This is a genomic window from Psychrosphaera aquimarina (genome assembly GCF_032461525.1).
GTDB lineage: Bacteria > Pseudomonadota > Gammaproteobacteria > Enterobacterales > Alteromonadaceae > Psychrosphaera > Psychrosphaera aquimarina.
The window spans coordinates 308,255-330,461 of the sequence record NZ_JAWCUA010000001.1; the positions used below are offsets into that span (position 1 = coordinate 308,255).

The window sequence follows — 22,207 nt, forward strand, 5'->3', positions numbered from 1 at the left end:
GAAACTAACGGTATGAGAGTTTATTTACAATTTGGTTTTAAATTCATAACAATAATAGCTCTATTCATGTCTCTAAAGGGTATGGCTTCAGATGATCTTTCTATGCAGGCAGAAGGCACATTGGGAGAACCTATCTCTAGTCTTGATTTAAACGCCATTTCAAAAATGGATAAATTATTAGATGTTAGGCCAAACTTAATAGATGAGTATATCCAGTTACAAAGAGACATAAAAACTCTAACAGCGGTTTTATTAGTTAAAGAGGGCGCTCATACTGAGGAATTTCAGAAATTTAATGAGTATCAAAAATTAATATCTAATAAATATAATCCTAATCAAATTTTTAATTTATATCGCCAACTTGATGTGCAAAGCCACCAGCAAGATATCGCTAATAATGAATATGACCTTAATAGGTTAAAATTAAAATTGTATACAGCGCAAGTTAGATATCAGCAAGTTGAAATAGAAGTTGAACAAGCTTATTTAACTAAATATGCGGTTGATGACAAAGAGTTAACCAATGGTTTATTGGCCAATGAAGCGTTATTGATAAAAGATGATCAACAAAAAGTAGTATTTAACTTACTCAAATCGTATGAAAATAACCCAAGAACCTTTGCCCAGATATTAAGTCATCCTAGCGTTGTTGCATTACTGCCAGATTACTTAAAAGAACAACTAAATATTTTTAAGGAAGCAAACATATCACTTGTTCAAGCTTTAAATAAGCCTGAAGTAATGAAAGCGGTGATAAGTAAAGTTAACGCCATTGATTTTTCACCTGCTCAATTGGAGGATGACGTAAATAAAAGTATTTATAGCGAACAACAAGTTCCTAAAATATTAAATTCAATTGTTATGCCTATCTATATTAGTAGTGACTTAGATGCAGATACCGTTAATCCTGTCGAAGCCATAGAGTTGTATGATCTTCCTTTACCGTCACAAGAGTTAGTTTTTCTTTTAGCTTCAATTAGAGAGAACAATACTACCTCAGTATATTCAAGCTTATCTGATTATTCTTTGGATCAAATTGTTGATTGGGATGGCTTAGAACCTACCTACACAGTAGCAAGTCAATCAGAGTATTTAACGGCGTTGAATAATGCACACGGCCCTGAAAATTTAGATATATCAGAAGTATTACCTGATAGTTTAACAGCGACGTTTAATGGTGAAATGCAAGGGCAACTAATGGATGGATCAGGTGTAGTTAGTGGTGACATTAGTTTAGATGTTAATTTCTCTGGCAACAGCAATACACAAATAGAAGGTAACTTCACACTGAATACCGACCAAAGCGCGATTAATGGCGTTATACCTTCAACTTTGATAAGTGGGCCTGAAAACTTTGAGCTTAATTTTACCACTGACAGCCAGCAACAAGGCGGTTTTAATGGTAGTTTTTTTGGGCCCAACGCAGAAGAAATGGGTGGCGTTTGGGTACTTGGTAATGATATCGATGGTTTTAATGGTGCACTTGGTCGATTTAGAGCCAAACGATAAATCGCATATTAAGTGTAATATCCTTTATTTCATACACTAAGGGTGTAAATGAATAGTTTAAATAAATTAGTTACTGTTAATGTATTAGTGTGCATTTTATTTACGGCATCGGTACTTTCAGAAACAAATACAACATTATTAAATAACAGAAATGTGGCGAACAAAGTCAGTAGTGCCACTAAATTATTAAAACAAAAGTCATACGCGAAAGCCTGTAGCCAATTAATGGACTTATCCGAATTAGCCTCGAAGGTAGACAGAAGCCAAACTAAAGAAGCCCAATTACAACTTAATATTAATTATTTGCTAGGGCAATGCCACGCTGGACTTGCATTATTTAAAGAGGCGAGCATCTATTTTGAAAGAGTGGTGCAATATGATCCCTCAGAGCCGCGTCCGTATTTGGATTTAGCTCTAACATATCAGTATCTTGGAGAGTATTCTTTAGCAGATTCAAAATACAGCGAACTGCTCGATATGCCAAATCTAAGCGATACGGTTCGTCAAAAAGTTGAACACCTTTACAGTAATAACCCTAATAAAATACAATACTTCATTGATTTTTCTACAGGCGTGATCTCGGACGACAATATAAATAATGCCCCCATAACAGACTCAATAACGATGTGGGACACAGAATTTATATTTAATAATGACTCACGGCCAAAGTCAGATCTTGGTATTTACTTAGGTGCGAACGCCAAAGCGAATAAATTATTAAGTAGTCAATCAAGACTCACCAGCACGTTAGAAATTAATTCTACCAATTTCACGACAGACAGTGAGCATAATAACGCAGTTATTGACTTTGGCGTGACATATCATCGAAAATTGTGGGGCGGAGAATATTCAGTCCAAACTCGATTAGCCAATGTCAGTATTGGTAACGAATCACTACTTAATGTGTTCGGCGTTAATGGCATATACTCAATAATACCTTTTAATAAATTACGAACGACAGCAAAGTTAGGCATACAAACCTTGAGCTACACAGAAAGTTCTGATCGTAATGTAAATGAATTGAATACTGGATTTTTAGTTAATTATCAAGTTAGCAACAAATGGTTATTAAACTCAGAGGTTGGTTTTGCATACGGTGCAGCAAGCGATGACGCCAATAGTTACACCAATTACAAATTTGATTTTGGTGGTAATTATTCAATCACTAATTCGTTATTATTATCCATGACGCTTAGGTACAACCCACGTAAATACCTAAGTAAAATGGAGGCGTTTAATAAAACAAGAGACGACCAAAGAACCTTAATTAACACGGAATTAAATTATAATTTTAAAGACAATATATCCCAGCGTTTAACGTTAGATCTTGGTGTTAACTTATTTCAAAACAAATCTAATATAAAAGTATTTGAAAACGACAGAACCCAAGCATATTTAATATTACATTTTACAATTTAGTCCAGTAAACACATAAGCTTACCGGACTAAATTGGCCAATCTGTCGAGTTACATTTATCAGCTCACTGAACAACCACACTTACTTATTTAAATGTTGGGCATGAAATGTTAAATGTTGTTCAATAAATGATGAAATAAAATAATAACTATGGTCGTAACCTTCGTGAAGGTTATATTCCAATGGGTATCCACTGAGGGTTGCTGCCGCTTCTAACGTTTCCGGTTTTAATTGTTCAGTTAAGAAGTTGTCAGCTTGACCCTGATCTACTTTTGCCGGCACAAACGTGGAGGCTTGTTTCATTAATTCACTCGCGTCATGTTGTTTCCATTTTGCTTTATCATCGCCTAAATAAGCCGTGAATGCTTTTTGTCCCCAAGGGCAATTGATTGGATTACAAATCGGGCTAAATGCAGAAACAGAACTGTATTTTTCTGGGTTTAACATAGCAATAGTTAAGGCACCATGTCCGCCCATTGAATGTCCACTGATAGCACGTTTGTTTAACACTGGAAAGGTATCTTCAATCAAAGCAGGTAATTCATTTACCACATAATCATACATTTGATAATGGCGATTCCATGGTGCTTGTGTTGCATTCACATAAAATCCAGCTCCTTGACCTAGATCATAACCATCATCATTTGGGACTTCAGTTCCTCTAGGGCTAGTATCAGGTGCAACAATCGCTATACCTAGTTCAGCCGCCATTCTAAATGCTCCGGCTTTATGCATGAAGTTTTCATCAGTACAGGTTAAACCCGATAGCCAATACAAAACAGGCACTTTTTGTTTATTTGATGCAAGTGGAGGTAAGTAAATAGCAAACCTCATGTCGCAATTAAGTGTTTTAGATTGGTGCGTGTATTGTTTGTGCCAACCACCAAAACTCTTGTTTATAGATATATTTTCAATTGTCATGATAAACCTTAAAATACTGCCTAATTATCAAATATTAATTAACAATTAGGCAGTAGGGTAGTTATTACTTGTCAAAGTGGATAACGGTTCGAATGCTCTCACCTTTGTGCATTAACTCAAATGATTCATTTATGTCTTCAAGTGTCATGGTATGTGTAATAAAGTCACTAAGTTTGAATTCACCTTGTAAATATCTTTCTACATAATCTGGTAACTCAGTACGACCTTTAACTCCGCCAAATGCCGTGCCACGCCATACTCGTCCTGTAACTAATTGGAATGGTCTAGTAGAAATTTCTTGGCCCGCACCAGCCACACCAATAATAACGGATTCTCCCCAGCCTTTATGACAGCACTCTAAAGCCGAACGCATTAGGTTAACGTTACCAACACACTCAAAAGAATAATCAACACCGCCATCGGTTAATTCAACGATGACGTCTTGAATTGGTTTGTCATGATCTTTAGGGTTAATGCAGTCAGTTGCACCCAACTTTTTAGCTAATTCAAATTTACTTTCATTAATATCGATAGCAATAATGCGACTCGCTTTAGCCATGGAGGCACCAATGACAGCAGATAAACCGATACCACCTAAACCGAAGATAGCCACAGTGTCGCCTTCTTCAACTTTAGCTGTGTTCATTACCGCGCCCATTCCGGTTGTTACACCACAACCTAATAAACAGACTTCCTCTAATGGTGCTTCTTTATTCACTTTAGCCAAAGAAATCTCTGGTAAAACTGTGTATTCAGAAAAGGTAGAACAACCCATGTAATGATAAATAGGCTGACCATCTTTATAAAAACGAGTTGTGCCATCCGGCATTAACCCTTTACCTTGTGTTTCACGAATTTTTTGGCAAAGATTGGTTTTTCCTGAAGTACAGAACTTACATTCTCCACATTCAGGCGTATATAAAGGAATAACGTGATCACCGACTTTAACACTCGTGACACCTTCACCAACTTGTTCAACAATACCGCCACCTTCATGACCCAAAATAACTGGAAAGAGGCCTTCAGGATCTTCACCTGATAATGTAAATGCATCGGTATGACATACGCCAGAAGCAACAACTTTAACTAATACTTCACCTTTACGAGGTAACATTACGTCAACCTCTTCAATGGATAATGGTTGTTTAGGCCCCCAGGCAATAGCGGCTTTTGATTTTATAAATTGATCAGTCATGATTTTTCTCATTTATCAGTTGAATACAAGTTTTTGAATTTAAGCCCGTCAACCTATTGGGCTATATTATGATAAACATTATAGTTGTTTCTTCAAAAGTGATAATATACTAATTTGTTAAAACACTTTTACATATAGGTAACAATATGAAGTGGGAAGGGATCAGTGAATTTGTCTATGTTGCTGAAAACGAAAGTTTTACATTAGCATCTAAAAAAATGGCAATTTCTACCGCTCAGGTTAGTCGACAGATATCATCGCTTGAAAAACGTTTAAATATTAAATTATTTTATCGTACAACTCGAAAAGTATCATTAACCGAAGAAGGCCGAATATATTACCAACATTGTAGAAGTGTATTAGATGGTTTGGACGCAGCGGAACGAGCCATCACAAACTTACAAACTAAACCCCAAGGTAAAATTAAACTTACGGCTCCAGTTACCTATGGCGAACAAACAATATTACCTCTAGTAAATGATTTCATGCTCCAATATCAGGATGTTGAGGTGAACGCATATCTAAGTAACCAACAGGTTGATTTAGTAGAAGGGGGTTATGATTTAGCCATTCGGTTAGGTAAGCTTATTGATTCATCTATGATGGCAAAAAAGTTAGGCACACGTACAAATTATATATGCGCTTCACCTAACTATTTGGATAAACATGGTGTCCCACACTCACTTTCAGAATTAAATAAACATAACTGCCTATTAGGCACATTAGATTATTGGAATTTTAGTGAAGGCAATAAAGATAAAGCATTACGGGTTACCGGTAAGCTTAGATACAATAATGGATTTGGATTGGTGGATGCCGCACTAAAAGGTTTAGGTATAGTTCAATTACCTGATTATTATGTTCAAGAGCATATTGAAAGTGGCACGTTAATTACCTTGTTAGACAATTACCGTGCACCAGATGAAGGGATTTGGGCGGTATATCCACATAACCGTCAATTATCACCAAAAATCCGTTTTCTGGTGGATTATTTAACATCAAATCTGGCCAAGAGTTAGTTAAATAATTGTTATCTCTCAGTCTTCCTACTTATCTTTTTTAACAAAATTAAAGTCTGTTTATTTCATGCGTTGTTGAACTTTATAAGAATGCCAAACCGCCGGAATAATGATAATGACAGCGATAAACGCTAAAAACCATTGATGGCTTTGACCAACAAAAGCCAAATTGATGATCTCGGCGGCTTCTTTATTGTTCGTAAGATTAGCATGAGCTATGGGGCCTATTGCCGCGTCGTTAGCGATAGAAAAGCCATTGCTTAATGCGCTTTCCCAACCAAGTGCAGAAAAAGATCCATATGCTTTATAGGCAATTGCTGAGGCACCCATACCGACTAGACCTATGCCAACCGTACCAATGCCAATTAAACCAATACCAATAGAGCCTACAGTGACAATACCAAAAGAGACAATTCCAACACTAATTGGAGCAACAGCTAAACCGCCCCACGCAAAGAGCAAGCCATACGCTTTACTGCCACCGGCTACCCATGCGTAAGCCGGTTTATAGTTATCTTCAGGGTTACCAAATTGAAAATGAAATAAGGGAGCGCCAAACAATTTAATCTTGCTTTTATACTCGCGTAATGAGGAGTCTTTTTGATCTGATTGACGATGAAATGCGCTTGGATTCAAAATCCTTTCTTGCATCCTCACTAATATTATTTGCTTAAACATGCGATAAAATAAATAAAAGTTACTCAGAATAAATGCGAGGACGATCAATTGTGAAGCTAAGGAATAGAGATATATATTATCAGCACTTAAAAGAGCAAAACGTTTTAATACAATATTCGCTATTACATAAACAATCACAGAAATGAAAAAAGCAGAAACATATAAAATAACTTGTTTTTTTTCTCGAGTAGTACGGGATTGAGATAAAGCCGCTTTCACTCCAAAATATGAACTGACAACACCAGACAATGACGCAAGAACGACTAAAATTGAAGATATCTTAAACATCGATCCCCCTTTAGCCGCACTTGTACCTAGCAGTGCAGCTTTTGCTGGTGGCGATAATAAACTGATTGCGGATAAAACACTGGCGGTGAAATCAACGCCAGGTTTACTTTTGGATAAAGTGTCTTCTACAAACGATATCATTGCTCGTTTGAGTAATTTACGTCCCCTAGAAAGTCGCTGCTTAGTTGTATCTAAAGACAAATCTAATTCAGCTGCAACTCGCTCAACAGATTGCTGTTCTCGGTAGAATAATATTAATGGCTCTCGATAAGTATCGTCCATTTGATCTAACGTTTTCCAAAGCAAGTTCTGTTCTTGTTCACGAATGGCTAAATCATCCATTGGCTGGAAATGGTTTTCTTCAACATTATGCTCTTCAAATTCACTGGCATTTTTTATAGGTTGGGTGTTTTCTTTACGACGATAACGACTCACTTTAAATCTGAGAATACCGCAAAGCCAAGATTTCAACTTTGCAGGTTCTTTTAAACTATCGAGACTTTTCCAAGCTTCTATAAAAGTCTCTTGGGCAATATCTTCGCTGTACTTAACATCACCGACCGAAGAGTAGGCTAGAGAGCACAATAAGTTTTGATATCGAGAAACGATTTGACAAAACGCATCTCTATCTCCGCCTAATGAAGAAATAACCAAGTTCACATCACTCATTTCTGTGAAGGATTTTTTACGCCTAAATATGCTCATAAAACTCTTATATTTGCCTTTTAGCTACTAAGTGCCACGTAAATGTTAAAGGTGACAAAATTATTAAAAAAAATCACATAAAATAAATTACGCCATCTCTGTCACCTTTATAAATCAATATGCCACTTAACGACATCATATTAACGTACTTATAGAGAGAGCATGGATGAAACTAATAAACATAATAAAATTAAAATTGCGCAGTGTATTTGCCATGACTACATTTTTATTTGGTTATTTATTATCAAGTGAAGTTTCTAAGATATTAGATGACGTTGATATGTTTTTTATGCTGTTACTCCTTGCATTTAATTGAATTAGTTATTGATTCAACTTGAGTGATAAAAATAATAATTATTTTTTGTCACCTAATTTATCGGTAAGGGCACTTACTTATTAAACACACAAACACATTAAATTAACCATTTGGAAAAATGATGAACATATCAATATTAAACCGAGTAAAACTTTTATCTATGACAAGCTTACTAGTGTGCTCTGCTTATACATATGCTAATAAAATACCGACAATCGTTGACGACTTTAGTCATCCAGATAACAATAGTTTAGGCATTAAGCGTCAATTTTTAGACGACAAAGTCGCGGGTGGGAACTCACAAGCAAGGATAAAAGTGATTGATGGCAAGTTACATATCTCGGGTGAAATTGAACCGCCTAGAGGTCAACCTGGTTGGGCGAGTTCTGTATTATTACTTAATCCTGAAGGTTTACCGCAAGATGTAAGTAAATTTTCTGGGATTAGATTATTAATAAAATTACAAAGCGGTAACATTTCAATTTCTGCCAATAGCACAGACATAAGTAATTTTGATTACCACTCTGCCATGTTAATGGTACAGGCAGACGATAAATTTCATGAAATTAAAATACCGTTTGATTCAATGAAGCGAAGTTGGTCTGAACAAACGAAGTTAAATACGACAACGATTAATAGCCTTAGTATTGTTTCATTTGGCATGCAAAAAACACCTTTTGAATATCAACTGGATGAAGTTGGCTTTTATTAACTGATAGACAATCAGCAACTCTGTATTTTTTATGAGGGGCTTCCCCTCATTTATGTAATTAATTGAGAATCGAGATGACAAGCCAAATTCAAAATAATCAACGACTTTACTACTTAGATGGTGTACGAGCCTTTGCCTTAATTTTAGGCGTGTTTTTTCATGCTAGTTTATCATTTATGCCAATGTTTATTGGTTGGGCTGTGATGGATATTTCGACGAGTGAGGTGGTCTCAATTTTTGTCTTGATCAGTCATTCGTTTCGTATGGAATTGTTTTTCATAATTGCTGGTTATTTTAGCCATCTTAAATTTCATCAACAAAGTTTGTCTGTCTTCTTACAATCCAGGTTTGTAAGAATATTAATTCCCTTTGTATTAGGCTGGTTTTTACTAAGACCATTATTAGTTTCTGGCTGGATATTAGGTGGAGAAAGTATGAGAGGAGAAGCAAATATAATTAATGGACTTATTGCTGGATTTGATAGCTTATCTGAATTGCCAAAGGGGCTTCTGATTGGAACACATTTATGGTTTTTATATTATTTGTTGTTTATTTCTATTAGCTTTATTTTATTACGAGTAGTCATCGGCCAGCATCAACCTACTTATCAATGGCTCAAAGTGGTCTTAGACCGAGGCGTTAGTTGGGTGAGTAATGCTAGGACAGGGATACTTTGGGTATCGGTACCCACATCAATTTGTCTTTGGTTTATGAACAGTTGGGGGATGGACACACCTGATAAATCTTTGATACCTAATATACCCGTTACCTTAATATACGCTGGGTTTTTCTTTTTTGGTTGGTTGTTACATAGACACGATAATTTGATTGGTTTTTTCTCAAAGATCACACCGAGTAAATTAATTTTCTTTCTTGTATCGACGTTGTCATGCGTAATTTTAGCTGGTTTTGAGATGAAAGTTGGACATGTTAATTATCAGTATATAAAAGCAGGGTTCTTGTTCTGTTACGCTGTGATGATGTGGACTTTAATCGCTTTATCAATAGGTTTGGCTAATAAGCTCATTAAAGGCAGCAATAAAGTGGTTCGATATTTAGCAGATGCTTCATACTGGCTTTATCTAATTCATTTACCGATTGTGATTTGGTTACAAATTGCGTTTGCCGAGTTACCACTGCATTGGAGTTTAAAACTAGTCATGGTCAGCGGTATGACAATTCTATTATCAATACTCCTTTATGACATATTTGTCCGTTCTACATTGATTGGCGTTGTATTAAATGGAAGTAGAAAAACCAGAATGATATTCAATAAACATAAAAATGAGTAGCGATATTATTCTCGATAAATACAAACCAATACGCTTATTCAGTATTTAAGTTTTAGTTTGTTATATAGTTTTATACCTAACCTGAATATTTATAATAATTGTAAATTGATCCCTACAATTTAATACAACTTGTCAGTTAGGATTAATTTAAAATGAACTTATAACTTGCAAAACTGAATGATGGAATTGAAATTTTGAATAGCGTATTGAAACAAATTTCTGTATTTACTTTAACTTTATTGGTTATTTTATTGTTTACGAACAGCGCAGTCGGACAGAACAACAACAAACTATCAGACACGGAAAATGGCGGTTTTTTAGAAATTAATACCGGTATTTTAGCACTAAATAGTCGGTATGTTGATGCCCCAGAGGATACTGGGTTAATAGCTGATCTTCGTTATAGCTATTATTGGCGTGGTTTCTTTTTAGAAAACCGAGGACAGCAAGGAATAGGCTTTCCTGGAGTAGGTTATAACTTTTATAATGAAGACAGTTGGATGTTAGATATATTTATAACGGAAATCCATCCCGCCATTTTATGGGATAATGAAATAGAGATTGAAAATGGCGTATTAAATGAGCAAGATGGTTTGATTGGTATTAGACCAAGAGAGTCGGACGATAGGATTGCGCTGAGGGCCACCCGTTTTATTGACGATACGACAGCACTGCGGTTTTTAATTGCGCCTATATCAGATACTAAAGGCATTGCAGAGGTAAGCCCTTATCTAGCGGTTTGGTATGGCAAAACATGGCAATATCAAAACATCAACTTTCACAGTATTTACAGTGCGCAATATTATAATACCAGCACCTTACAATATTATTATGGTGTTACGGACGAAGATGTATCAGAGAAATTCCAACCTTACCAAGCACACAGTGGCGTTTCATTAAGTGCCGAATTTGGAATGACTTATCCATTATCATCAGATTGGTTATTTGAGAGTTCTGTTAAGCTAACTCGGTTACCAGATAATATTCATAACAGTCCTTTAGTTTCAGGGCGTTTTGAATCTCAAGCTCTGATATCATTAACTTATGTTATTTTTTAAAATGATCACTTCCTTACACAGCTTTCGGCTAATAAGGCGGAGTTTGTTTGTATTTTCTAGCTTGTGCTGTGTTAACAGTTATGCTGCTGAGCAACAAACAACAGAAGACATCTTTTTTAAATTAAAACCGCATAAATGTGTTTCATTACATGAAGGCCAACAGTGTTTTACCAAGGTAAAAATAAGTTGGCAAACTAATATCATAAGTGATTACTGCCTTTATAGTTCACAACAACGGTCAGCGCTTTATTGTTGGAAAAACACACAACAAGGGAATGTTGAGCACGAGTTAAATACGAACGCGGATGTGCAATTTGTCCTTAAACAATCTCCTAATATTGTTATATCCGAGTCGATACTTAAGGTGTCATGGGTATATAAAAAGAAACAAAAATCTCGTTTATCATGGCGGTTATTTTAAATGAACAATCAAAAAGTGAATATTTTACTCGTTGAAGATGATAAATCTTTATCTGACTGGATTTGTGATTATTTATCCAATAAAGGTTTTAATGTGACTCAGTGTTACCGTGGTGACGATTCGGTTGATTTAATTTTAAATACCAAACCCGATGTCGTCATATTAGACGGAATGTTACCGGGATTGGATGGTTTTGAAGTGTGTAAGACCGTTCGCCAAGAATACAATGGTAGTATTTTAATGTTAACGGCGAGGGATGAAGAAATAGATGAAGTACTTGGGTTAGAACTTGGCGCTGATGAATATATTTTAAAGCCGGTACGAGCGAGAGCCTTATACACAAGGATAAACCGGTGTTTATCTCGCAAAGATGAAACGATAAATAACGAGGGTATTCCTGCAAACGCCAATCATCTAACGTTTAATAGTTTAAGTATCGATCCTACCTCGCAAAAAGTGTTATTAAACAACCAAGAGATAAAACTCACTTCTAAAGAGTTCGAAGTCATCTGGATAATAGCGAATAACGCAGGCAATATTATCTCAAGAGATTGGCTTATTAGTCAGGTTAGGGGGTTAGAGTATGATGGATTGGACAGAACCATAGATATACATATTTCTAAGTTACGTAAAAAACTTGGTGATGAATCTAAAGATCCTAAAAAAATTAAAACCATATGGGGTAAGGGGTACTTATTTGTTCCAGATGCTTGGTAAATCTATGCGGTTGTTAACCTTATCCTTAATAACCGCAGTGTTAATTGCAACTATCGGCCTTGGCTGGTTATTGGATAGTTTGTTTTATAATTTTTCAGATAATTCACAAACAAACAATCACAGCATTCCAACATTGGAAGATTTTGGGCGTGACTTATCAAGTGCTTTAAATAAATTAGAACAACCTCAATTGATGATTAAAAATTGGCCGGTAGCGGGCAATGTTATTCTTGAATATATCGATAATAGTGACATTCAGCTACCTGACACATTAATGAAACAAGCCGTTGAAGGACAACATTTATTACTGACAGATAAAGATCTCGTTAATCTTTATTATTACTTAACTAATCACGATGCTTGGGTCATTGTTCAATCTCAACGCATTGCTACCGATACCAATAATGCCAACATAAAACTGATCCTAACGTTAGTTTTTTATAGCCTGCTTATTCTTTTTATATGGATGTGGACTTACCCATTAGTGTCTAGGCTTATTAACCTACGTAATACGGCTCAGTTGTTTGGTAAAGGTGAGTTTGAACAACGGATTGACGTAGGCGCGGTGTCCTATGTTAAAGACCTAGAATTAGAATTTAACCAAATGGCTCAACGAATCGTTAATCTAGTCAACGACGTTAAATTAATCGGCAATGCAGTTTCACATGATATGCGAACGCCCTTAGCCAGGATGCGATTTGGTATCGATACTATTGCAGAAGAAGACGATCCCATTCAGCAAAAGCGATATTTACAGAGGCTTGGCAAAGACGTCGACGAAATGACCAAGTTAGTAGAGTTACTATTAGAATACTCTCGTCTTGATCAAGCTATGGTGAGTTTAGATAGAAAACCAGTTGAATTGTCCTCGTTGCTAAAAGACTGTATTGCTTATAAACAAACTGAAGATAAACAGATGTTACTTACTGCCCCTGATGAACTCGTAAGCATCCTAGGCGATAAAAAATATCTGAGCATTCTAGTTAACAACTTATTGCAAAACGCCTTAAATTACGGAAAAACAAGCGTTCAAATTAATGTCTTCATTGAAAAGGGAAAGGTATGCCTGAGTATTTCAGATGATGGACCAGGCTTTGAAGGTAACCCACAAGATATGTTAAAGCCTTTTGTGCGAGGTAAAGAAGCAAATGATGTCATTAAAGGGTACGGTATGGGTTTGGCTATCGTCAAAAGAATTGTTGAATGGCATCAAGGCGAATTAAAGATAAGTCGATGTGACCAATTATCAGGGGCTAAAGTAACAGTAAAATTACCTAGGTGATTTGGCGCATCTGGTTACTGAAACGTTTAAACTGGTTAAATCGTACGGTTGACTTTAGGTATTAAATCCAGCTGCTTAATACGGTTAACCAAAAGAACCATTTTGTCGAAATACTAGATTTAGTTATTTTGTTTTAATTATATAGCTTGCCCTTAATAGTAGGCTATTCACTACGTTCAACGTAAAAACCAACCGTTTTCACCCACTGACTTAAATTAAAGATCGGTTACGCTAAATCACGCTGTACCTTGTAAAACTTTAAAGCAGACCATTAACAATATCCTGAAATATATTCCTTACTATTTACAGTAATTACATACCGTTACGCGCTGGCATATTGAGTTCAGTAACCACGGGTTGGCATTAATGCTAAGCCAATTAGTGAGACATTTGTGTGTTATAAATATTATGATAATTTAGACGTGACTAATTTGATAATTCTTCAGAGGGATTTTGATAATTCTATAGGGGTTTAAAGTTAAACGGGAAAGTGAAGGTGAATAAGTTTATATCACCTGAAGTATAGATGTTAATAAAGCAACAATACGTTCAGGTGATATAACAAGGTTACCTAAAAAGTAATACTAAATCCGATAGAAGGGCGCATCTCAAATCCATCTGTATCTTCAGAAATGATCAAATCGTCGGTTGAGTTTACCTTTTGATAATCTAAATCAATGGATGCTGTGTTCTCTTGACCATAAACGTTCATAATCTCAAATACCCAAACCGCGTCTAAACCCCAAACTGTGGTTTTACGCTCAGCTCTTATGTCAAGACGATGAGATAAATCAAAGCGTTCTGAAAATGCTTCGCCATAAACCGGTAAAAAGCGGTCTTCATAATTTGAGTTTTCTTTTACACCGATAATAGGAGTATAAGGTTGTCCACTTCGTCCAGTGAAGTTAAACCCAGCATTCCAGTTCTCATCAATTTTGTAGTTAAATACCATGTTGATAACTATTGGTGTATCGGCATAGTAATTAATATCTTTTTGAGCTAACAAATTTGTGCGTTCACTTTTTGAGTAACTTAATGAGAACCAACCGTACCAATTTTCAGTTAAGTTTTTATTAACTAAAAGGTCAACACCGTAGGCTATACCTGATACATCATTGGTATAAATATTATTTAGTTCAGTGTCTGAATCTTCATTAGCTAATGGGAGATCATCCATGGTTTTGTAATAGGTTTCTATCGACCATAACCAATCATTATCTAAGTGTTGTTCAAAACCTAAGGTTAAATGTTCTGCCGTTTGTGAATCTAATAAAGGATTACCAATCTTAGGCATAATGACATCTATATCTTGCTGTCTATTATATTGACCATATTTCGCAATAATCGTTGAATCATCCGTAATAAAGTAATTTACTGCTACTTTAGGTTGAATAAAATCTTCGTCATTATATTTATGATGTTGCCATTGAAGCCCAAATTCTAATTGCCAATAATCATTAAGCGTATATAAATCTGATAAACCTACAAAGTGATTACTGGTATCAACCGTAATTACATCTGCAATTCTTTCCCCTTTATTATCGCCACAGTTGGTATCAATTTCAGTACACGGATCTAAATAAAAGTCATAGTCATAAGTGGTACTTTTGTCGTAATAAGCAGCATCAACTAACAACTTATGTTTATTATTAAAGCGATAACTTAATCGTGTTTTATAGGTAATTTGTTTATCACTTTCGTTGATATACACACCTTTTGGCGTTTGAGCTGTTTTACCAAGACTTAAATCTTCGCTGCTTTTTAGTGAACCAATGCCCACCTTAAATTGGAGATCACCAGCATAATGATCCCAAATGATACTTTGGCTATCAAATTTCTTATCAAAGTCGGCATCGCCAGTATATTCAGGAGACCTTAATGTGATGTCTGCTCTTGCATTTAAGTTTATGGCAGCCATATCCTGTGCGCCGGTGACAGATACCGAAATAACATCGTCGGCAGTCATATCCCACACCCACTTTGCTTGATAGTCATTATCATCAAAGGGTTTATTAATTGTAATAGTCTCTTCATCATCTAATGTATCGCCTTTGCCAAAAAAGACCGGCAGCATACTTTTACGATATGAAACGTAAAACGCACTGTTTTCGCTAGTCGCACCTTCTAAAAATATACCCGTATTAAACAAGCTAAAGTCTATCGTTGTGGTTAAGTCTTGGTTTTTAGGTGTACGCAGATTGACATCAAATACAGCTCCAGTTGCACCGCTGTAACTCGTACCATAACCGGCGGACAATAATTGAAAGTCTTGTATTAAGTGTTTGTTAAATATCGATTGACCAAAATCATGAAAGATATAACCCGCAGGCATAAAATCAACTTCGAATAAATTATCATCTGGTGACGATCCTCTCACAGCAGGGGAGTCGCTTGAACCTCCAGCGGCTACAACACCAGGTAAGGCAAAAGCAGCTTGTAGCGGATCGCCTCCTGCGCCGGGCATGACTACTAATTTCTCAGCGCTTTCTGTTATCTCAGACATTATGCTGGTGCGTTTATGTAAAACACCAATTCGCTCAATCTCTTTATCTGTGTTATTTGTTTCAGGTTCGTTAGCATAAACGTTTGTAGTTAATAAACTAGATATCAAAATTGATATAGGGGTAAGTGAGTAATGTATATTCATCAGTGAACTCTATACTTAGTTAATATTGCCAACTAGCTTATAGGTCAATGTGCTTCACTGTTGTAAATGTGTTATTCATTAATGTATTAAAATGTAAAGTAGATTTAAATTCTGTTTAACACTTATTGCAGTTAGTTAAATACCCTATCGGGCATACAAATATTAAATAAAAATCAATTAAGATAAGTGCATATCTAGCATTCATATCAAAAGTTAAACCAAGCCCGAAAGACGAGTAAAAGCGTACCATTACACTCAATATTTCAAAATACACTTCAATTTAAAATCGACACTTTATTTTAAGTTTACAAATTGTTTAATAGGTATCAATGGTTCTTAGAAAGCATTGTCTACCCAACATATAGTCAGCAATACTATTTAAAAAAGGCGATCGAAATCTCATAAGTAAACTCAATCAATACTGTTTATACGAACAGTATTAATTCAAATTCTCCTATAGTCAAGAAATCGACCCAATGGGTCGTTTATGTCGGATGTATGGTTAAGCTTAAATTTGGTAAGTACATGATGTAGAAAAAAATAGATATTTTTTATTAGTATAGGTAGGATTAAAACGACCGCGATTTGCGGTAGAAAAACGACCCACTGGGTCGATATAAAGTTGTTATACAACCTATAGGCTCTCACATTTTAATACGTGCATTTAAAAGCCAACATAACCTAAGGGCTAATCACTATAGAGAATCATACTGGCTAAGTATTTTCTGCTCTGTAATTGTTTTACCTATAGCCTATTTCATCTGTTCATATATATTTATAGCTTTTGAAATTGAAAGCGATGTTCCATTGAGACAATACGATCAATTTATAGTTATTACGTGCTTAATTATATGCTTAGTTATTGTTGCTACTTGCCTCTACACTGGGTGGGTATTGTCATCAAAGCTTTTTTACGGTCGTAAATTCAAAAACGGTGAAATAACCAAGGCAGAGTTAACTGACATTACTTATAAAGGTCACTATCCTAAAAGGTGGCAAAAATAGCGTGTCGGATGTATAACAAACGCCTAAACTCCGACAATGTTATGTTGTCATGGTTTTGGCAAACAACGCAAAAAGCCATGCCAACACATTGCGTGTTAGGCGGGCGTTAGGCGACTAGGAGAGTCCAGTGTTCGAAGTTGGAAAAATATATAACCGTCGAGCTGATATACATGGAGTATACAAAGGCCAACAATACGGAGGTATTGCTACTCCATCACAACATCCTTATATATTTATTTTCACCAGCGAAGCTGGTGAAGAATTTGGTTATTCTGATGGTTTCAGTCCTGATGGTACTTTTAGATACACTGGTGAAGGGCAAGAAGGCGATATGATTATGGCTAAAGGTAATTTAGCCATTCGTGACCATCAAAAAAACAATAAAAACATTCTTCTTTTTGAAGCTGCATCTCAAGGTATGGTTAGGTTTGTCGGGAATTGCAATTATATAACTCACCATACCGAAGAAAGACCGGACAAAAATGGAAAACAAAGAGCAGCGTTTATCTTTCATCTAGATATTATTCCTGAAACTAAAAGTAACGGAGTAGAATCTCCTAAAGCACTATATCTGACAAAGCCCACTAGAAGTAAATCATTAAAGCAATTACGTGAAATTGCGTTGAGTAAAACACCGACTCAAGCAGATGAAAAAGAAAAACTAATTCACGTCAAATATCGTAGTGATGCAATTAAACTATACGCTAAAAAACGAGCCGAAGGTCATTGTGAAGGTTGCGGAGAAAAAGCTCCTTTTGAAACTAAATCTGGTCCATATTTAGAGGTCCATCATCTCACCCGTTTATCGGATGGTGGAGCCGATTGTCCTGAAAACGTTATCGCTTTGTGCCCAACGTGCCATCGCAGAGCTCACTATGCTGTTGATAGTGAATTATTTAACAATGAGCTAATGTGTAAAGCGAAAACCATAGAGGCAAGCGTCGCCTAACAAGTCAATTCAGCAGGACAAAAAACAGTTGGTTTTGCTCCTGCGTCGCTAATTTTAACCAACTATTTTTTGCCTCTGATTGGGGCGTTAGCACTCAATCAATATCCATCTAACAAGGGCGTTCTATGAACAGACAAATATTTATCAATTTAGCTACAAAAAACCTTAGTGAGGCCAGAAAATTCTTTGGGGGCTTGGTTTTCAATTCAATGCTAAATTTAGTAATGAAGACGATGGTTGTTGCGTAATAATTGCAGAGAACATATCGGTTATGTTGCTTTCTGAAAATCACTTTAAAAATTTCACTGATAAATCTATTTGTGACTCTAAAACGAGCGCAGAGTCTTTACTCTGTATTACATGTGAAAGCCGAGAAGAAGTTGATAGTTTAATATCAAAAGCTAAATCATTAGGTGCTAAAGTATCTCGAGAACCTCAAGATAATAATTTTATGTATGGGCATGGCTTTGAAGATCTTGATGGTCATACGTGGGAGCTTTTATTTATGGAGCAAAGTGTCAACCAATAAAGTGCTAACAAACGGCTCAAACGGACAAATATTCGCTGTCACCTTTTATGCAAAGAAACGCATAAAAGCCGCCATCAAACATTTGTGCGGTTAGCCGGGCGTTATATGCATAGGGATATCTACTAGTGTCGATGAATAAAAATAAGAAAAAGTTAATCATCTTGCTGGTGATTCAAGTCGTTATAACTATTTTACATCGCTCAAATGTTGGTGGATTTAGTGGAGATGATTGGTTACATCTTTCAAATTGGACATACTGGTTAGGTATGTGCTTTGGTATTTATGTTTTACTGTTTGCATTTAATTTACATTGCTCTAAATGTGGTGCTAAGCAAGTTTTTCGTAGTTTCAATGCTTTTGCTCTTCGTTGGCCTCAAGACAACTGCCATAAATGCGGATGTAAAATTGAGTAAATGAATATAATAGGGCGGTAGGCATCAGAGGGGGCAATCGTGCAATATCGTAAAATTCATATAATTGGTGGCCCTGGTAGTGGCAAGACCTATAGTTCAAAGAAATTACAGAAAGAAACTAGCCTTATAGCTTATGACCTTGACCAAGTATTTTGGGATCAAAGTGAAAATACTTATATCAGAGCAAGTGAAGAGTTAAGGTCAAAAAGCTCGATGAAATACTATCCAGAAATAGCTGGATTATTGAGGGTGCGTATTACAAATGGCTTGAAGAATCTTTCTGTAAAGCGGATGTTATTGTAATTCTTAATCCTCCTGTAACTACAAGGCAATGGCGTATATTTAAACGATTTCTAGTCAGGAAGTTCTTATTGGGGGAGTTTCGAAAAGAAACGTTATCGTCCTTTGTAGAACTATGGCAATGGAATAAAAAATTTGATCGTGACAACATGGTTCGAATTGCTGATTTCACATCGAAATATAAAGACAAAATCATCTATTGCAAAAATCACAATGAACTAGTGTGTGCAATCAATGCCTAACAATCGCAGTCAATCTGACAGCTTACACTCCGCTTGGTTTTATGCGGAAAAAGCATCGCATAAAACCAAGCTCCATTGCAGCTGCAGTTGCTGCGGGCGTTCTCCCAACTTTGGTAGGTTTAATCGCTACAGTTTCATCACTGATCTGTTTAAACACAGTACTAGGCTTAATACCAAATAACTCTGAATATTGTTCAACCGTTAAACATTGACCATAACGTTTATGAAGAAACACAATTTTAAGTGTTAATTCTGTCCCAAGCTCTTTTGACACAATTTTCAATAATTCTTCAATCATTATCACTACAACTTATATTATGAAATTAACGTGAGTGAAACACTGAAAGTGTATTTTCTGTTAAGTGTTTAGTGGACGAGATTATTCAGAAGTTTTTAGTTATTGGGTAGGGGGAACATTTTAATATGCCGAGAAATTAAATATGCATGTGTTATATTAAATCAAAGTTGCTCCAATTTTGCTCCACTAGCAATTTGAGGTGATTTTCTTGTTTGCTCCACGAAATGCTCCAACACGAGATAATACGGGAGTGAACAAAATACAACAAAATAATACGAATGGTGAATTTTTACTGGAGCAAGAAGTGTGTTTCAGGGCTGATTTTTATGTAAGTGCTTGAAAAGATTGGTACAACCGAGTGGATTCGAACCACCGACCCCTACCATGTCAAGGTAGTGCTCTAACCAACTGAGCTACGGTTGTATTGTTTTGTACGTTAAAGACTTGATGTCTTAAGACGGCGGCTATCCTAAACAGCAGACCATTAAAAAGCAAGACGTTTTTTGGTTCAATAAACTGTTTGCATAATTAGTGTACACTTATATAAATCCTTTTGAATTGATAATTGTATTTAGTCGTTATGTTCATTAATCTAAACTATCGTTTAAAACAGATAGCCTAATCTTATGACCAACAAAAGAAGTACCAAAGATAAAATATTGGATGCTGCTGAGCAATTATTTGCCTTAACGGGATTCGCAGAAACTTCCATGCGACAAATAACCAGTAAAGCAAACGTTAACTTGGCTTCAGTTAATTATCATTTTGGTTCTAAAAAAGATTTAATTCAGGCGGTAATGGACAGATATCTGTCACAGTTTATTCCACAATTGTTAAACGAATTAAATCAACTTAATGACAAACAGCCTGATTACTCTATCACCCAACTTTTTAGCTGCTTTAAAAAGCCATTACTCGATTTAGAAAACATTAGTAAACATGGATCTGTGTTCTTTTTACAAATGTTAGGCAGAGGTTACGTAGATTACCAAGGTCATTTACGCGTTTTTATTACGGACAAATATGGTTCTGCTTTAACCCACATACAGCAGTCATTTCATAAAACCAAACCCGAATTAACGCCTGCCGATTTATTTTGGCGTCTGCATTTTATATTAGGTACTTCTGTCTTTACCTTAGCGGCATCCCAAGCGTTATCAGACATTTCCAGCAAAGACTTCCATCAACAAATGAATACTGAACAAATTGTTGATGAGTTATTACCGTTTTTAGCGGCAGGGTTCATAAACTAATGATCAATCAAGCTAGTATCATGATGGACATAGAAGGGACGGAACTTGCTGAAGACGAAATAAACATGTTAGCAAACCCACTGATTGGTGGCTTAATCCTGTTTAGTCGTAACTTTGAGAACTCAGAACAATTACGTCAATTAATAAAAAACGTTAGAGCCGCTGCTTCTCAGCCGATATTAATAGCGGTAGATAACGAAGGCGGGCGAGTTCAACGTTTTAAAACCGATGAGTTTACCCACATTCCAGCTATGGGTAGTATCATGCCATCGGATCAAACAAAAGTAGACGCAGAAGTACTGCAGAAAGTAAAAGAACTCGCTTGGTTGTTGGCAAGTGAATGTTTAGCGCATGGCATCGATTTATCTTTTGCGCCCGTATTAGACTTAGAACGAGGTTCTGACGTTGTAGGTGATCGCGCCTTTCATCATGACCCACAGGTAACCATTCAATTAGCACAAAGTTGGTGTGAGGGAATGGCTGAGGCAGGAATGGCTTGTGTTGGCAAACATTTTCCTGGCCATGGTTCAACAAAAGAAGACTCACATATTGCTGCGCCAAAAGACACCAGAAGTTTCCAACAAATTGAACAAAGTGATTTAGCTGTTTTTCAAGCGATGATCGCCAGCAATCACCTACAAGCTCTAATGCCAGCTCATATTGAGTTTAGCCAAGTGGATAAAAACCCGGTTGGTTATAGTAAAAAATGGATACAAGACATACTTAAATCTAAACTTGGTTTTAATGGTTTATTATTTAGTGATGACTTATCCATGATTGGCGCAGGTGAACACTTAACCTATACCCAAAGGGTCTTAAAAGCGATTAATGCAGGTTGTGACATGGTGCTTATTTGTAATAATAAACAAGCCGTACAAGAGGTGCTAAAGGAACTCAGTCCACAAACCAGACTTGTTGATTCTAAAGTACATGATTTAATGGCTAAGTCTTTTCCAAATTCGTCTGAGTTAACTCAAACACAACGTTATTTTAATGCCGTTAAAATAAGCCAAACAATCAAATCTAAGAATACGGCGTAAT

At 36.0% G+C, this 22,207-nt stretch carries 21 protein-coding genes and 1 tRNA gene; 16 read left to right on the forward strand and 6 right to left on the reverse strand.

Going from position 1 to position 22,207, the window contains the following annotated elements; all coding sequences use genetic code 11:
• The first annotated feature begins 66 nt into the window (after positions 1–66).
• On the forward strand, positions 67–1,509 hold the full coding sequence (locus RT723_RS01415) for a HupA family protein (RefSeq protein ID WP_315945591.1): 1,443 nt from the start codon (positions 67–69) through the stop codon (positions 1,507–1,509).
• Between the two features lie 48 nt (positions 1,510–1,557).
• Complete coding sequence (locus tag RT723_RS01420; RefSeq protein WP_315945592.1) at positions 1,558–2,928, forward strand: surface lipoprotein assembly modifier; 1,371 nt, start codon at positions 1,558–1,560, stop codon at positions 2,926–2,928.
• Positions 2,929–3,007: 79 nt separating this feature from the next.
• On the opposite strand, the gene fghA is transcribed toward RT723_RS01420, so the two are convergent.
• Positions 3,008–3,847, reverse strand: coding sequence for an S-formylglutathione hydrolase (gene fghA / locus RT723_RS01425; RefSeq protein ID WP_315945593.1), 840 nt, complete (start codon positions 3,845–3,847; stop codon positions 3,008–3,010).
• A gap of 64 nt (positions 3,848–3,911) precedes the next feature.
• A complete protein-coding gene (locus RT723_RS01430) occupies positions 3,912–5,042 on the reverse strand; it encodes an S-(hydroxymethyl)glutathione dehydrogenase/class III alcohol dehydrogenase (RefSeq protein ID WP_315945594.1) in 1,131 nt (376 codons plus the stop codon).
• A gap of 146 nt (positions 5,043–5,188) precedes the next feature.
• Between RT723_RS01430 and RT723_RS01435 the strand changes: the two genes are divergently transcribed.
• Complete coding sequence (locus tag RT723_RS01435) at positions 5,189–6,061, forward strand: LysR substrate-binding domain-containing protein (protein ID WP_315945595.1); 873 nt, start codon at positions 5,189–5,191, stop codon at positions 6,059–6,061.
• A gap of 60 nt (positions 6,062–6,121) precedes the next feature.
• Here the strand turns inward: RT723_RS01435 and RT723_RS01440 are convergent, their stop codons facing one another.
• Positions 6,122–7,732, reverse strand: a complete 1,611-nt coding sequence (locus RT723_RS01440; RefSeq protein WP_315945596.1) for an RNA polymerase sigma factor — start codon at positions 7,730–7,732, stop codon at positions 6,122–6,124.
• Between the two features lie 437 nt (positions 7,733–8,169).
• Here RT723_RS01440 and RT723_RS01445 point away from each other — a divergent pair, with 437 nt between their 5' ends.
• The 6 genes from RT723_RS01445 to RT723_RS01470 all read left to right on the forward strand — a co-directional run bounded on the left by RT723_RS01445 (position 8,170) and on the right by RT723_RS01470 (position 13,530).
• A complete protein-coding gene (locus RT723_RS01445; protein WP_315945597.1) occupies positions 8,170–8,760 on the forward strand; it encodes a CIA30 family protein in 591 nt (196 codons plus the stop codon).
• Positions 8,761–8,834: 74 nt separating this feature from the next.
• Positions 8,835–10,052 (forward strand): acyltransferase family protein, encoded by a 1,218-nt coding sequence (locus RT723_RS01450; protein ID WP_315945598.1) that lies wholly within the window; start codon positions 8,835–8,837, stop codon positions 10,050–10,052.
• A gap of 194 nt (positions 10,053–10,246) precedes the next feature.
• Positions 10,247–11,110 carry a MipA/OmpV family protein gene (locus RT723_RS01455; RefSeq protein ID WP_315945599.1) on the forward strand — a complete coding sequence of 288 codons (864 nt, stop codon included), beginning with the start codon at positions 10,247–10,249 and terminating at the stop codon, positions 11,108–11,110.
• A 43-nt stretch (positions 11,111–11,153) separates the two neighbouring features.
• Entirely contained in the window at positions 11,154–11,531 is a 378-nt protein-coding gene (locus tag RT723_RS01460) for a DUF3019 domain-containing protein (RefSeq protein ID WP_315945600.1), read from the forward strand.
• Positions 11,532–12,248: a winged helix-turn-helix domain-containing protein gene (locus tag RT723_RS01465; RefSeq protein ID WP_315945601.1), complete on the forward strand. Its 717-nt coding sequence runs from the start codon at positions 11,532–11,534 to the stop codon at positions 12,246–12,248.
• On the forward strand, positions 12,238–13,530 hold the full coding sequence (locus RT723_RS01470; protein ID WP_315945832.1) for a sensor histidine kinase: 1,293 nt from the start codon (positions 12,238–12,240) through the stop codon (positions 13,528–13,530). Before RT723_RS01465 ends, RT723_RS01470 begins: the two co-directional genes overlap by 11 nt.
• A 571-nt stretch (positions 13,531–14,101) precedes the next feature.
• Here RT723_RS01470 and RT723_RS01475 read toward each other — a convergent pair.
• A complete protein-coding gene (locus tag RT723_RS01475; RefSeq protein ID WP_315945602.1) occupies positions 14,102–16,177 on the reverse strand; it encodes a TonB-dependent receptor plug domain-containing protein in 2,076 nt (691 codons plus the stop codon).
• Positions 16,178–17,309: 1,132 nt separating this feature from the next.
• On the opposite strand from RT723_RS01475, the gene RT723_RS01480 reads away from it, so the two are divergent.
• The 5 genes from RT723_RS01480 to RT723_RS01500 all read left to right on the forward strand — a co-directional run bounded on the left by RT723_RS01480 (position 17,310) and on the right by RT723_RS01500 (position 19,615).
• Positions 17,310–18,131 (forward strand): HNH endonuclease, encoded by an 822-nt coding sequence (locus RT723_RS01480; protein ID WP_315945603.1) that lies wholly within the window; start codon positions 17,310–17,312, stop codon positions 18,129–18,131.
• Positions 18,132–18,402: 271 nt separating this feature from the next.
• A complete protein-coding gene (locus RT723_RS01485) occupies positions 18,403–18,660 on the forward strand; it encodes a VOC family protein (protein ID WP_315945604.1) in 258 nt (85 codons plus the stop codon).
• Between the two features lie 131 nt (positions 18,661–18,791).
• Positions 18,792–19,073 (forward strand): hypothetical protein, encoded by a 282-nt coding sequence (locus RT723_RS01490; RefSeq protein WP_315945605.1) that lies wholly within the window; start codon positions 18,792–18,794, stop codon positions 19,071–19,073.
• A gap of 39 nt (positions 19,074–19,112) precedes the next feature.
• Positions 19,113–19,376, forward strand: a complete 264-nt coding sequence (locus RT723_RS01495; RefSeq protein WP_315945606.1) for a P-loop NTPase family protein — start codon at positions 19,113–19,115, stop codon at positions 19,374–19,376.
• Between the two features lie 68 nt (positions 19,377–19,444).
• On the forward strand, positions 19,445–19,615 hold the full coding sequence (locus RT723_RS01500; protein WP_315945607.1) for a hypothetical protein: 171 nt from the start codon (positions 19,445–19,447) through the stop codon (positions 19,613–19,615).
• A gap of 22 nt (positions 19,616–19,637) precedes the next feature.
• Here RT723_RS01500 and RT723_RS01505 read toward each other — a convergent pair whose 3' ends face one another.
• Positions 19,638–19,913, reverse strand: coding sequence for a hypothetical protein (locus RT723_RS01505; RefSeq protein WP_315945608.1), 276 nt, complete (start codon positions 19,911–19,913; stop codon positions 19,638–19,640).
• Positions 19,914–20,259: 346 nt separating this feature from the next.
• Positions 20,260–20,336, reverse strand: a tRNA-Val gene (locus tag RT723_RS01510).
• 203 nt (positions 20,337–20,539) lie between these two features.
• Here RT723_RS01510 and psrA point away from each other — a divergent pair.
• A complete protein-coding gene (gene psrA, locus RT723_RS01515) occupies positions 20,540–21,166 on the forward strand; it encodes a TetR family transcriptional repressor PsrA (protein WP_315945609.1) in 627 nt (208 codons plus the stop codon).
• Entirely contained in the window at positions 21,166–22,206 is a 1,041-nt protein-coding gene (gene nagZ / locus RT723_RS01520) for a beta-N-acetylhexosaminidase (RefSeq protein ID WP_315945610.1), read from the forward strand. The genes psrA and nagZ overlap by 1 nt, the downstream gene beginning before the upstream one ends.
• Position 22,207 lies beyond the last annotated feature (1 nt).

Coding starts and splice junctions, on each gene's coding strand:
- RT723_RS01415 (WP_315945591.1), top strand. CDS start 67: ATGTCTCTAAAGGGTATGGCTTCAGATGATCTTTCTATGCAGGCAGAA.
- RT723_RS01420 (WP_315945592.1), top strand. CDS start 1,558: ATGAATAGTTTAAATAAATTAGTTACTGTTAATGTATTAGTGTGCATT.
- fghA (WP_315945593.1), bottom strand. CDS start 3,847: ATGACAATTGAAAATATATCTATAAACAAGAGTTTTGGTGGTTGGCAC.
- RT723_RS01430 (WP_315945594.1), bottom strand. CDS start 5,042: ATGACTGATCAATTTATAAAATCAAAAGCCGCTATTGCCTGGGGGCCT.
- RT723_RS01435 (WP_315945595.1), top strand. CDS start 5,189: ATGAAGTGGGAAGGGATCAGTGAATTTGTCTATGTTGCTGAAAACGAA.
- RT723_RS01440 (WP_315945596.1), bottom strand. CDS start 7,732: ATGAGCATATTTAGGCGTAAAAAATCCTTCACAGAAATGAGTGATGTG.
- RT723_RS01445 (WP_315945597.1), top strand. CDS start 8,170: ATGAACATATCAATATTAAACCGAGTAAAACTTTTATCTATGACAAGC.
- RT723_RS01450 (WP_315945598.1), top strand. CDS start 8,835: ATGACAAGCCAAATTCAAAATAATCAACGACTTTACTACTTAGATGGT.
- RT723_RS01465 (WP_315945601.1), top strand. CDS start 11,532: ATGAACAATCAAAAAGTGAATATTTTACTCGTTGAAGATGATAAATCT.
- RT723_RS01470 (WP_315945832.1), top strand. CDS start 12,238: ATGCTTGGTAAATCTATGCGGTTGTTAACCTTATCCTTAATAACCGCA.
- RT723_RS01475 (WP_315945602.1), bottom strand. CDS start 16,177: ATGAATATACATTACTCACTTACCCCTATATCAATTTTGATATCTAGT.
- RT723_RS01485 (WP_315945604.1), top strand. CDS start 18,403: ATGTTGCTTTCTGAAAATCACTTTAAAAATTTCACTGATAAATCTATT.
- RT723_RS01490 (WP_315945605.1), top strand. CDS start 18,792: ATGAATAAAAATAAGAAAAAGTTAATCATCTTGCTGGTGATTCAAGTC.
- RT723_RS01505 (WP_315945608.1), bottom strand. CDS start 19,913: ATGATTGAAGAATTATTGAAAATTGTGTCAAAAGAGCTTGGGACAGAA.
- psrA (WP_315945609.1), top strand. CDS start 20,540: ATGACCAACAAAAGAAGTACCAAAGATAAAATATTGGATGCTGCTGAG.
- nagZ (WP_315945610.1), top strand. CDS start 21,166: ATGATCAATCAAGCTAGTATCATGATGGACATAGAAGGGACGGAACTT.